This window comes from Neobacillus driksii (assembly GCF_013409995.1).
GTDB lineage: Bacteria > Bacillota > Bacilli > Bacillales > Cytobacillaceae > Neobacillus > Neobacillus driksii.
The window spans coordinates 84,985-99,700 of sequence record NZ_JACCBX010000002.1; the positions used below are offsets into that span (position 1 = coordinate 84,985).

A 14,716-nucleotide genomic window follows, 5' to 3' on the forward strand; every position below is an offset into this window, starting at 1 on the left:
AATGGATAACCTAAAAATGCAAAAAAATTTTTATTAAGAATGTCTTTTTGGGATGAACATTTTCAAAAAAGTGTGATAAAGTATAGTAAAGAAAGCCTTTATCTAAAGGTATTCATCAAGTATTATAGTGTCCTTTTCAGGCGGACAATTGTTTTTCTAATAGCGACAATAAGGGGGAATAAAAAGTGTCCAGTACTATTTTGGAGCAATTTTTAAACGAAAATCTAGAAGATTTAAAAGGTAAGGGTCTATATAATGTCATCGATCCATTAGAAAGTCCAAATGGGCCAATGATTACGATAAATGGTAAACAGTTAGTTAATCTTTCATCAAATAACTATTTAGGGTTAGCAACCGATGAACGCTTGAAGCAAGCAGCTAAGGATGCCATTGAAACTTACGGTGTTGGGGCCGGAGCAGTTCGTACCATTAACGGTACATTAAAACTTCACGTTGAATTGGAAGAAAAATTAGCTGAATTCAAACATACAGAAGCAGCAATTGCTTATCAATCAGGCTTCAATTGTAATATGGCCGCGATATCTGCGGTAATGGATAAAAATGATGCGATTTTATCTGACGAATTAAACCACGCTTCTATTATTGATGGCTGCCGCTTATCCAAAGCAAAGATTATCCGCGTTAATCATTCTGATATGGAAGATTTACGAAGAAAGGCCAAGGAAGCGAAGGAATCAGGTCAATACAATAAAATCATGGTTATTACCGATGGTGTATTCTCCATGGACGGGGACATTGCATTATTACCTGAAATCGTAAAAATTGCTGAAGAATTCGACCTTATTACATATGTAGACGATGCACATGGATCAGGTGTCCTTGGTGATGGTGCCGGTACAGTTAAGCATTTCGGCTTGTCTGATAAAATCGATTTCCAAATCGGTACGCTATCAAAAGCTATTGGTGTAGTAGGCGGATATGTAGCAGGGAAGAAAAATTTAATTGATTGGTTAAAGGTCCGCAGCCGTCCGTTCCTATTCTCTACATCACTAACCCCAGCAGATGTAGCAGCAAGTAAACGTTCCATTGAAATCTTAATGGAAAGTAACGAGCTTAATAAAAAGCTTTGGGAAAATGGAGATTACCTGAAAAAAGGCTTAAAGGGATTAGGCTTTAATATCGGTAACAGTGAAACACCCATTACACCATGTATTATTGGCGACGAAGCTCTTACGCAGCAATTTAGCAAACGATTAAATGAAGAGGGAGTATATGCTAAAGCGATTGTTTTCCCAACCGTACCTCAAGGAACAGGACGCGTTCGCAATATGCCGACTGCAGCACATACAAAAGAAATGCTTGATCAAGCGATTGCGACCTATGAGAAAGTCGGTAAGGAAATGGGGATTATTTAATATCCTTCGCTAGACGAATTGCATGTGATAAGTGAGGAGGACGGAGAAGAATGAAACGGATATTAATTACTGGTGCACTCGGACAAATTGGTTCCGAGCTCACCATGAAATTACGGGAAACGTATGGGTCTGATAATGTAATTGCTACAGATATTAGAAAGAATGACAGTGAAGCAGCACAGAGCGGTCCATTTGAAACTTTAGATGTTACAGATTTAAACAAGATGGGCGACATTGCGAAAAAATACAAGGTTGATACGATCATGCACTTAGCGGCACTATTGTCGGCCACAGCAGAGGCAAAACCAGTCTTAGCTTGGAATTTAAATATGGGCGGGCTGATGAATGCATTAGAAACGGCAAGGGAGCTTAATGCCCAATTTTTCACTCCAAGTTCGATTGGTGCATTTGGACCGTCTACACCGAAAGACAGCACACCACAGGATACGATTATGCGTCCCACGACGATGTATGGCGTAAATAAAGTAGCCGGAGAGCTTTTAGGCGATTACTATTATCACAAATTTGGAGTCGACACGAGGGGACTTCGTTTCCCAGGCCTAATTTCACACGTAGCACTGCCTGGCGGCGGCACCACAGATTATGCTGTGGAAATCTACTATGAAGCCATCAAAAACGGAAGATATACATCGTATATTGATAAAGGTACGTATATGGATATGATGTATATGCCTGATGCACTAAATGCGATTATCGATTTGATGGAAGCTGACCCATGCCGGCTTAAGCACCGTAACTCATTCAATGTAACTGCAATGAGCTTTGATCCAGAAGAAATTGCAAACGAGATTAGAAAACATATCCCAGGATTTGAACTTACTTATCATGTGGACCCTGTCCGCCAAAGAATTGCCGACAGCTGGCCAAATTCGATTGATGCCATTGCAGCAGAGGAAGAGTGGGGCTTCAAATTTGAATATGACTTAGCGAGAATGACTGAAGACATGATTAATAAGTTAACGAATAAATTGACCTTTAACAAAACCAAAACAAGTGGTATACAATGAAAAGTTGAAAGATGACCGGATATTTTCGGTCATCTTTTTTCATTTCAACTGGAGTGACCGACCGATTGTAGAAGCTGTACACTTTTTTGTAGAACCTGTACGCTTTTGCATAAAAGCTGTACGGTTAAATACCCGCATCATCTTTTAACAAGAAAAAAACAGCGTAGCCCATGCCACGCTGTTACCTCATTGCATAAATTAATTTCTCTTTCTTTTCCGTAACCCTGCCGACAATGGCAGCATGGTGTTTACCGGCAGAATGGAGGTTATTCACGTACTGAACAGCTTCTTCTTCACTCATCGAAACAAGAAGTCCCCCAGAAGTAATCGCATCACAAAGAACCAATTGTTCCTCTGGCAAAAGATCTTCATAGACAACATCATTAATTAACCATTTATGATTGGATTTTGAACCTCCAGGTACAACTCCATCCCTGGCTAACTCTAATGCACCTTCAAGGATTGGAACTTTAGAGTAGTTGATTTCAAAGCTCACATTACTTCCACGTGCCATCTCACTGCTATGGCCTAGTAACCCGAATCCTGTTACATCCGTTACAGCATGTGGGTGGTAGTTCGTCAACACCTCAGCAGCGGTTTTGTTTAACTCAGCCATTGTTTCGGTAACAATTTGTTCTTGTTCCGCCGTAACGACACTACGTTTAATCCCAGTGGTAATAATACCAACACCAATCGGCTTAGTAATTACTAATACATCACCAGGCTTAGCTCCAACGTTCTTCCAAACCTTATCAGGATGAACGATTCCCGTTACAGAAAGACCAAATTTTGGCTCTTGGTCATCAATAGAATGACCTCCGACCGTTAAGGCACCAGCTTCTTTTACTTTATCAGCAGCACCACGCAGTATATCGGAAAGCATCTCAGGACCGAGTTTTTTTATTGGATAACCTACAATATTAAGAACTGTTTTCGGTTCTCCACCCATTGCATAAACATCGCTTAAGGCATTGGCAGCGGTAATCTGTCCAAACATATATGGGTCGTCCACAATTGGGGTAAAGTAATCGACCGTTTGAATAAGGGCAATCGAGTCCGTTAACTGATACACTCCTGCATCATCAGAAGTTTCGTGTCCCACTAATAACTCAGGAACAGGGTCTTGCTTAGGTAAATGACGCAAAACTTGCGCCAGGTCCTCAGGACCAATTTTACAGCCTCAGCCCGCTTTAGTTGATAAAGAGGTTAGGCGTATTTTCTCTTGCTCACTCATCGTTCCACCTCCATTTATTAGTATAACTGTTTCGAAAAAAAACTGCACACACTATGAACAAGCAAAAGATTTGCATGGAAAATAACGTTGCGATAAAATATTTTTACTATAGTGATGTAGGAAATTGGATTTATGTAATGGAGGAGTAAAAAGATGAGCAACTATCATGTTATTGTTGAATTCTGCATGCAATGAAACTACGCACCTAAAGCCGCGGGTCTCGCGGAAGAACTTTTTACACACTTTAACCGTAACATTGCAAAAATGGAATTAATCCCTGTTTCAGGCGGAGCATTCGAAGTAACTGTCAATGGGGAAAAAATTTATTCTAAATTAGATACAGGGGTGTTTCCTGACACCGACGATATCATTACTAAAATATCACAAAAATAAACATTACCCTCATATCAACCATTTGGTATGAGGGTTTATTAATGTAGTAACAATATTATCTTAACCGGAAGCTGCAAAAAAAAATGCCGTAAGATAACTTAAGGCAATGTAATGTAGCAGTTTTTCCCTGGACCTTTTTCATTTTTTGAAATAAGAACCTCTAATATACCATTTATATAATTTGCACTTACTTTTTGATTAATAACCTCAAAGGGGAACTCGATAGTACGTATTTTCTTATGTTGATTAGAGGAAGTGGAAGATTTAACAGCAGTGATAACAAGCTTATGGTCTTCAATAAAAACCTTAATTTCTGAGCTGTTATACTCGGTAAGTAATGCCTCCACAATCCATTCCTTGTCAGTCTCATATAAATCAATTCGAAATTGAATCAGGTCATCTTGTGTAGTTAGAGGATCGAGGCAGTAGTTTTCCAACCACTTTTCCACAAGGTCAAAATCGATGGGCTGTATATTTTTTTTGGGTTTCATAGCAATCCCCCTTGCATGGTTTATTTTATTCATTCAGAATGAAAGGGTGTAGTGAAAAAGCAGGACTAAAGTAGGTATAGTAAAGGAGTTTTTTTGTGAAAGAATGGTTACGCTCAATCCCGGCGGTACATGAACTACAAAACCACAAGCAGTTCGAATCCCTCCTAAGGGAAAATCATTTGGATGTTACCCAATTAACAAAGCATTTAAAGGAAGCACTTGATCAAATTAGATCATTACTAATAAATGGAGACTGGAATGGCGCAATCCCGGGTACAAATCAGTTTATAGAGGATGTTTTTCAACTATTAGGCGGCAATATTAAGAAACAATATTCTTATACCCTTGAAAGAGTAATTAATGCAACAGGAACCATCCTTCATACGAATCTTGGAAGAGCAAGGCTGAGTGACAACGCCATTCAGCATGTGGTTGAAACAGCCCAAAATTACTCAAACCTTGAATACAAGTTAGATGAAGGGGAGCGTGGTTCCAGGCATAGCCATGTAGAAGCACTTCTTAAAGAAATTACCGGTGCAGAGGCGGCAATGGTCGTTAATAATAATGCGGCAGCTGTTTATCTTGTTTTAAGAGCGCTTGCAGAAAATAAAGAAGTCATTGTTTCAAGAGGACAGTTAGTAGAAATTGGCGGTTCATTTCGGATCTCCTCCATTATGGAAGAGAGTGGCGCGAAATTAGTCGAGGTTGGAACTACAAATAAAACTCATTTATATGATTATGAAAAAGCCCTTAATTCTGAAACGGCTATTGTCATGAAAGTACATACAAGTAATTTCAAGGTGGTTGGTTTTACCAAATCAGTCGAAACAGAAGACCTTATTAGACTAACTCAAGCTTGTAACGATGTTATTTTTTATGAAGACCTTGGGAGCGGTGCCCTTTTCGACTTCAGAAAGCATGGAATTGGAGATGAACCCGTTGTAAGCGAGGTCATTGGTATGGGTGCCGATCTTGTTACTTTTAGTGGGGATAAGCTCCTGGGTGGACCTCAAGCAGGAATTATTGCTGGAAAGAAGAAAATCATAGATATTCTAAAAAAACACCAATTAGCACGCGTGGTGCGAGTAGATAAAATGACTCTAGCCGCGTTAGAAGGTACGCTAATTGATTATGCACGCGGAGAACATGGTGTACATAACATTCCCACCATCCATGATTTATTAGTTTCTATTGATATATTAGACGAAAGAACGAAGAGGTTTGTTACAAAATTGTTACAAGACACAAATGATTTTGGGGCCAAAATTTTTCCTGGTACAGGTCAAGTAGGCGGGGGAACAATGCCGGATGTGCAACTGCCGACCCTGGTGATTGCTCTTAAACACCATACCTTAACTGCAGAACAGGTTGGAAGAAAATTAAGAACACAATTTAAGCCAGCAATTGTTGGACGAATTCAAAAAGATGAATTCATCATTGATTTAAGAACAGTTACCGAGGACGAAGAGCAACTTTTACTAGAAGCCTTACTTCAATTATAAAAGCAACCCCCTCATTGGTCTAGAGGGGGTTAGCACTATTTCAAAGGTCCGATAATATATATTTTTATCTATGAGAATTGTCCAGCCCCTGTCAACGATTACGGGCGCCTTCCGCTTTTCTATTGTCTAGCTATAGGCGCCATCGGCTCAGGGTCATAAGCCAATCCGTCCAGAAGGTTAATGAACAACCTTCCAGCCGGCTCGACTTATGCCTGTCGCCGATAAGCAGGCGCCTTCCGCTTTTCTACATATCATGATGTGATTTACTTTTTTGGCGTGTATGGTTGCGGTTCTTTACTTTTTTCGATCCGCTTAAGGGCTCAGGCTGACCAGAAGTCTTTGGTTGATTTCTACGCATATCTTTGCCGTCGTTTTTGTTCACCATTTTCATCCCTCCTCCTATATTGTTAGGATGCAATGCCGGAGACTTTTTATGCTGAATAATTTGTTGTAGGGCTGTGCAATTTAACGTTATAGAAACGTGAGGGGAGTGAAACAGTCAATGCCTGAGATTGATCGATTTCCATATAATAAGGATAAGCAGCAGGCTTTTCAGGCTGCTCAGCAGGGCTATGAAGAAGCACAGGGATTATTTAAAACGATCATTAGTGACAGTGCCAGTTACGGTCACCAATTAAAGCATTTAAAAGAAGAAGTTAATGAAGCTTATCAGCAAATTGAAAATGCATTAGAAGTGGCTTCAGAGCACCAAAGAGCACAGCTCGAGCGCTTTCAACAAGATTTGCAGAGCATCGTAGAAGAAGTAAATCTTACTGAATAGCATATTTAAAAAGCAGGGGATCACTCCTGCTTTTTGTCTGCCATTTATTGATTCTTTTTACGTTTTTTATTGTTCATTTTTTCTTTGATTGTTAAAGGTTCATTAGACATTTCTTCATTATATCCAGCACCCATACCTTGACCTTTTGCTGCATTAGCGCCCGGAATTACATGATTTGACTTCTTTCGTTGCATGCCATTCACCTCCTATGAGAATTCCGTAGAATTCTCACTGATAAAGATAATATTTCCTTTTAAGTAAAAATAAATGACAACAAAAAAGTTTTTTGAGATAATAAATATGACGCAATTCTAATCTTTAAGACTATTCAGTTATACGGTATTATAAGATTTTTCTAAATATTTTGAACAATATACATAAAAAACATAAGAAAAACTTATCAATCGCAATAACTTTCTTGTTATTTACTTATGTAAAAGGTTGTATTAAGATTAGAATTGTGAGAAAAGTAGGGATGGATAGGAATTTTCAAACTTTTCGACTTTTCGTTAATTTAATTAATGATGACGAATGAGGGGGTTTCACTATGGTGAAAAATGATGTATTTAATGCACGCACTGCCTTCGAAGTGAACGGTAAACGTTATCACTATTACCGCTTAAGTGCACTTGAAGAAGCTGGTCTTGGCAACGTTACTAAATTGCCATATTCCGTAAAAGTATTACTTGAATCTGTGCTTCGTCAATACGATGGCCGTGTCATCGCAAAGGAGCACGTTGAAAACTTAGCTAAATGGGGAACAGATGAGCTAAAAGAAGTGGACGTTCCATTCAAGCCATCTCGCGTAATTCTACAAGACTTTACTGGTGTTCCTGCAGTAGTTGACCTTGCTTCTCTTCGTAAAGCAATGGCAGACCTTGGGGGCAACCCAGATAAGATTAATCCAGAAAAAACAGTTGACCTTGTTATCGACCACTCTGTACAGGTAGACGCTTACGGCTCTGCTGACTCTTTACGTGTTAACATGGATTATGAATTTGAACGTAATGCTGAGCGTTACCAGTTCCTAAGCTGGGCTCAAAAATCATTCAACAACTATCGTGCTGTTCCACCAGCAACTGGTATCGTACACCAAGTTAACCTTGAGTACTTAGCAGATGTGGTACACGTAGCTGAGACAGCTGACGGTGAATTAGAAGCATATCCAGATACATTAGTTGGTACTGACTCCCACACTACTATGATCAATGGTATTGGTGTTTTAGGTTGGGGTGTTGGTGGTATTGAGGCAGAAGCAGGAATGCTTGGACAGCCTTCTTATTTCCCAGTTCCAGAAGTTGTCGGTGTTAAATTAACTGGCGAGCTTCCAAATGGTGCAACTGCCACTGACTTAGCATTAAAAGTAACGCAAGTGCTTCGCAGCCACGGTGTGGTTGGTAAGTTTGTTGAGTTCTTCGGTCCTGGGGTATCTGTACTTCCATTAGCAGACCGTGCAACAATCGCTAACATGGCTCCAGAATATGGTGCAACATGTGGTTTCTTCCCAATCGATGGAGAATCATTAGAGTATATGCGCTTAACTGGCCGTGAAGAAAGCCATATCCAAGTAGTAGAAGAGTACTGCAAAGCAAATAGCCTTTTCTTCGATCCATCATTTGAACCAGTTTACACTGATGTGATTGAAATTGACCTTTCTGTAATTGAGGCAAATCTTTCTGGTCCGAAGCGTCCACAAGATTTAATTCCACTTTCAAAAATGAAAGAAGAATTTGTTAAGGCTGTTTCAGCACCACAAGGAAACCAAGGCTTCGGCTTACAAGCAGATGAGCTTGAAAAGTCTGCTGTCGTAAACTTCCAAAATGGAGACGAAACAACGATTAAAACTGGTGCAGTAGCTATCGCTTCTATCACTAGCTGTACAAATACATCTAACCCTTACGTTCTAGTTGGGGCAGGTCTTGTTGCAAAAAAAGCTGTTGAACTTGGAATGGAAGTTCCGAAGTTTGTTAAAACTTCTTTAGCACCAGGTTCAAAGGTTGTTACTGGATACCTACGTGATTCCGGACTACTTCCTTACCTAGAAGAAATCGGCTTCAACCTTGTTGGATACGGATGTACAACTTGTATCGGTAACTCCGGTCCATTAAAAGAAGAAATTGAAAAAACAATCGCTGAAAACGATCTTTTAGTTACATCTGTTCTTTCAGGTAACCGTAACTTTGAAGGACGTATTCACCCGCTTGTAAAAGGTAACTACCTAGCTTCACCACCACTAGTTGTCGCTTATGCATTAGCTGGAACTGTGAACATTGATTTCGCTTCTGAAGCAATTGGTAAAGACAAAGACGGAAACGATGTATTCTTCAAGGATATTTGGCCATCAACTGCTGAAGTAAATGATGTAGTTAAACGTACTGTAACTCCTGAATTATTCCGCAGAGAATATGCGAATGTGTTCGGAGACAACGAGCGTTGGAACGAAATCCAAACAAGCAATGAGCCATTATATACTTGGGATGAAGATTCCACTTATATTGCAAACCCACCATTCTTTGAAGGCTTATCACCTGAGCCAGGTACAGTTGAACCATTAACTGGACTTCGTGTGGTAGGTAAGTTTGGGGATTCAGTAACAACTGACCATATCTCTCCTGCAGGTGCTATTGGTAAGAATACACCAGCTGGTAAGTATTTATTAGAAAAAGGTGTTCAGCCTCGTGACTTCAACTCTTATGGTTCTCGCCGTGGTAACCACGAAGTTATGATGCGTGGAACATTTGCAAACATTCGTATCCGTAACCAAATCGCACCTGGCACAGAAGGCGGCGTCACAACTTACTGGCCAACTGGTGAAGTTACATCTATCTACGATGCTTGCATGAAGTACAAAGAAAACGGCACAGGACTTGTTGTTCTTGCTGGCAAAGACTACGGAATGGGTTCTTCACGTGACTGGGCTGCTAAAGGTACAAACCTTTTAGGCATTAAGACAGTTATTGCTGAAAGCTTTGAGCGTATTCACCGTTCTAACCTTGTGTTAATGGGCGTGCTTCCTCTTCAATTTAAAGATGGCGAAAGCGCTGAAACACTTGGTTTAACTGGTAAAGAAACGATCGATGTACAAGTGGATGAAAACGTAAGACCACGTGATCTTCTAAAAGTTACAGCTACTGATGAAGCTGGAAACAAGAAGGAATTTGAAGTACTTGTTCGCTTCGATTCTGAAGTTGAAATTGATTACTACCGTCATGGCGGTATCCTTCCAATGGTACTTCGCGAAAAATTACAAGAAGCATAATACTAAAAACCACCATGCAGCCTTTGCATGGTGGTTTTTTCAGAGTAATAACATATATTTTAGAGAAAAATATACTATTTACTTGTAGAGCGAAGGGTGCGATGTAGATGGATTTTTCAAAAATCGCTGAAGATAAAATTAAGGAAGCCATAAAGAAAAATGAGTTTGAAAATCTTCCTGGTATGGGGCAGCCACTGGAAATAAAGGATAATTTCCCCGGAATGTCTGATGAATGGAAAATGGCATACCGAGTGTTAAATAATGCAGGCTATTCACCTGAGGATATTAAAAAAGAAATCTTTAGGATGGAAGAATTGCTAGAAGGAGCAGTGGACGAAGAACAGAAAGAACGTCTTCAGGCAAAGATTATGAAAAAAAGGTTGGAAATGGAAAGATTACTTGAAAAAAGAGGAACAGCGACAAATTCTCGTTTTGGGAGCTATGCAGATAAAATTTTTAAAAAATTAAAATAGGTGCTCATTTAGAAAAGAGAGAATAACATGATTACTGATTTTATTTTACGTTTATATGGCTATACGGAAGGTAAGATCGTACCAATTAATGACGGCTTTCATAATACTGTTTATTCCCATGGTAATCTCATTTTTAGAGTTTCGCCTTCCAACAGACGAAAGCAAGTTGATATTATGAATGAATTGGCATTTATAAAGGGGTTATGGGAGAATGGGGTGCCAGTATCTTTACCTGTGAAATCTCTGAATAAGAAGTTAATAGAACCCATTAGCAGCAACCATTTTGTCGTGGCATTTGAGAAAGCAAAAGGAACATCCATTGATGTTACCAAGACTGAAGTGTGGAACGATGACCTATTTTATCGATGGGGAAATATAATGGGGAGGATGCATAGTGCTGGAAAAAAAATAAAAATAGATCGTCCCATTTGGACTGTGCAAGAACCGGATTTATTAAAGCTATTCCCGAAAATCACTTCAGAAACAATAGCAGAAAAGTACAAACAACTATTAATGCAGTTAGCAATGTTCCCGCTAACTCCTGACCTATTCGGCCTTATACATAATGATTTTCATCAAGGTAATATGTTTGTCAATGAAACACGGCTGACAGTTTTTGATTTTGATGATTGTGCTTACCATTGGTTGGCATATGATTTAGCAACTTCATTTTATCATGCCTATTGGCAAGCTTCCTCGTTTACACCGGAACACACCCAATTTAGCAGCGAATTCTGGATGCATTTTTTACGTGGTTATCAACAGGAACACACTCTTAGCAAAGAACTTATTCTACAAATTCCTATATTTTTAAAAATCAGAGAGATCTTTTTATATACATTATTTTTGGAAATGTGGGATTGGGGTCATTTACAGGATTGGCAGTCGTATACTCTTTCTAATTTAAAAAATAATATTGAGAGTGGGAAGCCTTATTCCAATGTTAATTTCACGGAAATCATTGACAATTTCGGTTTAGGTACAATAAAATAAATATAACAAACGTAAAGGAATGGTAAAGAGGAATGAAGTTATAATCTTATTTTTCAGACATTTATTCGAATAGCGAAAAAATGGTGAACCTGAAGAATAGGATTAGTCTATCCTTTTTAAGTCCTGAACGTTTATATTTCAATGAAAACATCGTTAACAATGCCTATTTAGGCTTATTAACGTATGCTTTTGTATGGATTGCATAAACGACATGACTCAAAACTCTCTTCAGGTTCCATCGAAGGGAGTTTTTTTATGAACAACAATCATTTATCTGTTATAAAAGTAACTGGAATAGAAATGAACTTTAATCTGAGGAAAATCTTAGATAATATATCATTTGATATTAAAAATGGCGAAAGAATTGGTCTCGTAGGGTATAACGGCACCGGGAAAACAACATTGGCCAATATCCTTACTGGTAAAATCACACCTGATAAGGGATTCGTAGAAAAATCCACTGAATTAAAGATTGGTTACCTTACACAATCAATCGATTATGAAGGGAATGAATTATTTTCATTGGAGGGAGACCTATTGCAGCACTCAAGTAAGTTAGGTCTGAAAAAGGTCTCTGCATGGGAAGAGAAGCGTTTAAACCATTTAAGCGGCGGCGAGAAGTTGAAACTCGCATTATCCAACGTGTGGGCTTCCAAGCCAGGATTCTTGATTCTCGATGAGCCAACGAACCACTTAGATTTTAAAGGGATAGAATGGTTGATTGAAGAGCTTGAGAAATTTAAGGGTCCGGTATTGATCATATCTCACGACCGTCATTTCTTAGATAAAACGGTGACACGTATTTTTGAAATAGAGAATACAAAGATGAATTTCTACAATGGAAACTATAGTGATTATCAGAAGGAAAAGCAGCACCGACTCGAAACCCATATGCACCATTATGAGGTGCAGCAGCGTAAAAAAGAAGAAATCGAAATGCAAATGGAGCAATTATCGTCATGGTCAGAGAAGGCTCACAGAACATCAACAAAACAAGGCAGAGATTATGGAAATAAAGAATATCACCGAGTTAAGGCGAAGAAACGTGATGCTCAAGTGAAATCCAAAATGAAACGTCTTCAAAGCGAGCTAGAAAAGAACAAGGTCGACAAACCTCTAGAGGAGACAAAAGTCAGATTTCAGTTTGATACAAAAGGGAATAGAGGAAAGAGGATTATTGAGGCAAAGAATTTAACGAAGTCCTTTGAAGAGAAACCCCTTTTTAGCGAATGTCACTTTTATATCAATCATGGAGAACGTATTGGCTTATTAGGAGAAAATGGCTGCGGTAAAACCACCTTAATTAAAATGATCCTTGGTGAAACAGCGTGTACTGGCGGCGACCTTTGGAAAAGTGATTCATTAAAGATTGCTTACTTAAGTCAGGATGTTGACAATTTACCAGCTGAGAAAACGGCTTTAGAGGCATTAGGCTTTACGGACCGAGAAAACATTCTTAAGGCGAGAACATTGTTTGCGAATCTGGGATTAAAAGAACAGTTTATTACCAAGCCTATTAAGACACTGAGCCTTGGAGAGAGAACAAGGGTAAAGTTAGTTGACATGCTAATGAAGGAATATGATGTTCTGATCTTGGATGAACCGACTAATCACCTCGATTTGCCTAGCAGGGAACAGCTTGAAAAAACACTTAATGAATTCGCTGGAACGATTATAACCGTTTCGCACGATTACTATTTTTTAAATAAGCTTTGCGATAAACTCCTTGTATTTGATAATCAGAGGATAAAGCGTATAGAAATGAAGACAGAAGATTACTTTAATAAAAGCAGCAGGGCTGAACCAACTGATAGTAAAGAAACTTTAATGATAATCGAAAATAGAATTGCTACGATTTTGGGTGAATTATCACTAATAGACCCAAAAAGTCCTAAATACGTGGAATTAGACAATGAATTTAATGAACTCTTGAAGCAAAAAAGAAAATTAATGTAAATCCACATTAAATAGCCCCTCGTTCATGAGGGGCTATTCTATTGATCGGCGGTAATTGAATTATTATCCGCGTTAAATCCTATATACAGTGTTAATTAAATTATATCCGCGAAATCATTTACTCGTTTGTTGAAACCACAATTCAAGCAGCTTTTTTTCACGATCAGCACTCATTCCAGATTTCCATTCATCGGAAGCTAAATTACGCTGCTTTTCCCATTCATAAATTTCCGTTAGACTCTCCTCTAAAGGCCTAAAGGTAAGTCCGCTCGCAATGGCTTTATCAATATTAACGGTAAAAGCACCTCTCCATGGATCCTTAAGCGCTGGCTCCAAAGGAAACTCTTCCGGCACCCAAAGCGGCATTTCCGTCCACGGCGCAACCTTATTCTCAAGAAGAAATTTTTCTGAAGCCCACACGATTTCTGATTCGGTGCCTGTTACCTTCATACAAGCTGCAAGAAACTCTTTCATTGTAAGTGTATAGTCTGGTCCAGTAGCATTAAAAGTTCCCGCTGTTTGATTAGCCATCATTGACAAGATCCAATGTGCCAGGTCTTTATTGTCAATCATCTGCACAGGTCTGTTAGGATTTCCTGGCGCTAAAATCTTACCTCCATCAGCAATTCTATGTATCCAATAGGGAATGCGGTCAGTATAGTCGTTAGGTCCGATTAATTGGCCTGCACGTATATTTACAACACGACCAGGCATAGCTGTCTCAGCCACCACTTCACATAATGCTTTAAATTGTCCATAATACTCATATATATTGCTATCTTTAGCAAGTTCATTTGCTTTGTCTAATGACATGTCGTAAACAGGATATGATTCATCAAAATTTTCCTGGACCCAATCTTTGTAAACAGAAATGCTCGAAATAAAGGTGTAATGCTTTACCCGATCTTTTAGCACTTCGGTGGACTTTAAGACCGAAGAAGGGATAAATCCACTTGTATCTAATACAGCATCCCAATACCGATTCGTTAGTTTACTTAAATCATTAAAACGATCACCAGTAATAATCTCAACATCTTTAAACCCTTCATTTTGATTTCCCCGATTAAAAATAGTTACCTCATGGTTTTGCCTCTGTGCTTCCTCAACAAATGTTCTGCCTAGAAAGCGGCTTCCTCCTAAAACAAGAATCTTCATTTTCCCAACTCCTCTCCGTAGATCTATCTTAACAAATTTTCATAAGATTACGTTAATTTTAACATTGTATAAAAC

13 protein-coding genes and 1 pseudogene are annotated in these 14,716 nt (G+C 38.9%); 9 read left to right on the forward strand and 5 right to left on the reverse strand.

Going from position 1 to position 14,716, the window contains the following annotated elements:
- The first annotated feature begins 185 nt into the window (after positions 1-185).
- The gene (locus F4694_RS03655; RefSeq protein ID WP_179595551.1) at positions 186-1,376 is read left to right on the forward strand and encodes a glycine C-acetyltransferase; all 1,191 of its coding nucleotides are present in this window, start codon (positions 186-188) and stop codon (positions 1,374-1,376) included.
- A gap of 50 nt (positions 1,377-1,426) precedes the next feature.
- Positions 1,427-2,404 carry an L-threonine 3-dehydrogenase gene (locus tag F4694_RS03660; protein ID WP_179595552.1) on the forward strand — a complete coding sequence of 326 codons (978 nt, stop codon included), beginning with the start codon at positions 1,427-1,429 and terminating at the stop codon, positions 2,402-2,404.
- A 181-nt stretch (positions 2,405-2,585) separates the two neighbouring features.
- On the opposite strand, the gene selD is transcribed toward F4694_RS03660, so the two are convergent.
- Entirely contained in the window at positions 2,586-3,638 is a 1,053-nt protein-coding gene (gene selD / locus F4694_RS03665; RefSeq protein WP_179595553.1) for a selenide, water dikinase SelD, read from the reverse strand.
- Between the two features lie 207 nt (positions 3,639-3,845).
- Between selD and F4694_RS03670 the strand changes: the two are divergent.
- Positions 3,846-4,031, forward strand: a pseudogene (locus F4694_RS03670) (Rdx family protein); the annotation flags it as partial.
- A 98-nt stretch (positions 4,032-4,129) separates the two neighbouring features.
- Here F4694_RS03670 and F4694_RS03675 read toward each other — a convergent pair.
- A complete protein-coding gene (locus F4694_RS03675) occupies positions 4,130-4,522 on the reverse strand; it encodes an Hsp20/alpha crystallin family protein (protein ID WP_179595554.1) in 393 nt (130 codons plus the stop codon).
- Positions 4,523-4,617: 95 nt separating this feature from the next.
- Here F4694_RS03675 and selA point away from each other — a divergent pair, with 95 nt between their 5' ends.
- Positions 4,618-6,024 (forward strand): L-seryl-tRNA(Sec) selenium transferase, encoded by a 1,407-nt coding sequence (selA, locus tag F4694_RS03680; protein ID WP_179595555.1) that lies wholly within the window; start codon positions 4,618-4,620, stop codon positions 6,022-6,024.
- Positions 6,025-6,268: 244 nt separating this feature from the next.
- Here the strand turns inward: selA and F4694_RS03685 are convergent, their stop codons facing one another.
- On the reverse strand, positions 6,269-6,409 hold the full coding sequence (locus F4694_RS03685; protein WP_179595556.1) for a small acid-soluble spore protein P: 141 nt from the start codon (positions 6,407-6,409) through the stop codon (positions 6,269-6,271).
- A gap of 117 nt (positions 6,410-6,526) precedes the next feature.
- Between F4694_RS03685 and F4694_RS03690 the strand changes: the two genes are divergently transcribed.
- Positions 6,527-6,805, forward strand: coding sequence for a hypothetical protein (locus tag F4694_RS03690; RefSeq protein WP_179595557.1), 279 nt, complete (start codon positions 6,527-6,529; stop codon positions 6,803-6,805).
- Positions 6,806-6,849: 44 nt separating this feature from the next.
- Here the strand turns inward: F4694_RS03690 and sspO are convergent, their stop codons facing one another.
- On the reverse strand, positions 6,850-6,999 hold the full coding sequence (gene sspO / locus F4694_RS03695) for a small acid-soluble spore protein O (protein ID WP_034673441.1): 150 nt from the start codon (positions 6,997-6,999) through the stop codon (positions 6,850-6,852).
- 353 nt (positions 7,000-7,352) lie between these two features.
- On the opposite strand from sspO, the gene acnA reads away from it, so the two are divergent.
- The 4 genes from acnA to abc-f all read left to right on the forward strand — a co-directional run bounded on the left by acnA (position 7,353) and on the right by abc-f (position 13,486).
- The gene (gene acnA, locus F4694_RS03700; RefSeq protein WP_179595558.1) at positions 7,353-10,064 is read left to right on the forward strand and encodes an aconitate hydratase AcnA; all 2,712 of its coding nucleotides are present in this window, start codon (positions 7,353-7,355) and stop codon (positions 10,062-10,064) included.
- 107 nt (positions 10,065-10,171) lie between these two features.
- Entirely contained in the window at positions 10,172-10,537 is a 366-nt protein-coding gene (locus tag F4694_RS03705; protein ID WP_179595559.1) for a DnaJ family domain-containing protein, read from the forward strand.
- Between the two features lie 27 nt (positions 10,538-10,564).
- The gene (locus tag F4694_RS03710; protein WP_179595560.1) at positions 10,565-11,530 is read left to right on the forward strand and encodes a phosphotransferase enzyme family protein; all 966 of its coding nucleotides are present in this window, start codon (positions 10,565-10,567) and stop codon (positions 11,528-11,530) included.
- Positions 11,531-11,785: 255 nt separating this feature from the next.
- Positions 11,786-13,486 carry a ribosomal protection-like ABC-F family protein gene (gene abc-f, locus F4694_RS03715; RefSeq protein ID WP_179595561.1) on the forward strand — a complete coding sequence of 567 codons (1,701 nt, stop codon included), beginning with the start codon at positions 11,786-11,788 and terminating at the stop codon, positions 13,484-13,486.
- 114 nt (positions 13,487-13,600) lie between these two features.
- Here abc-f and F4694_RS03720 read toward each other — a convergent pair whose 3' ends face one another.
- A complete protein-coding gene (locus F4694_RS03720; protein WP_179595562.1) occupies positions 13,601-14,641 on the reverse strand; it encodes an SDR family oxidoreductase in 1,041 nt (346 codons plus the stop codon).
- Positions 14,642-14,716 lie beyond the last annotated feature (75 nt).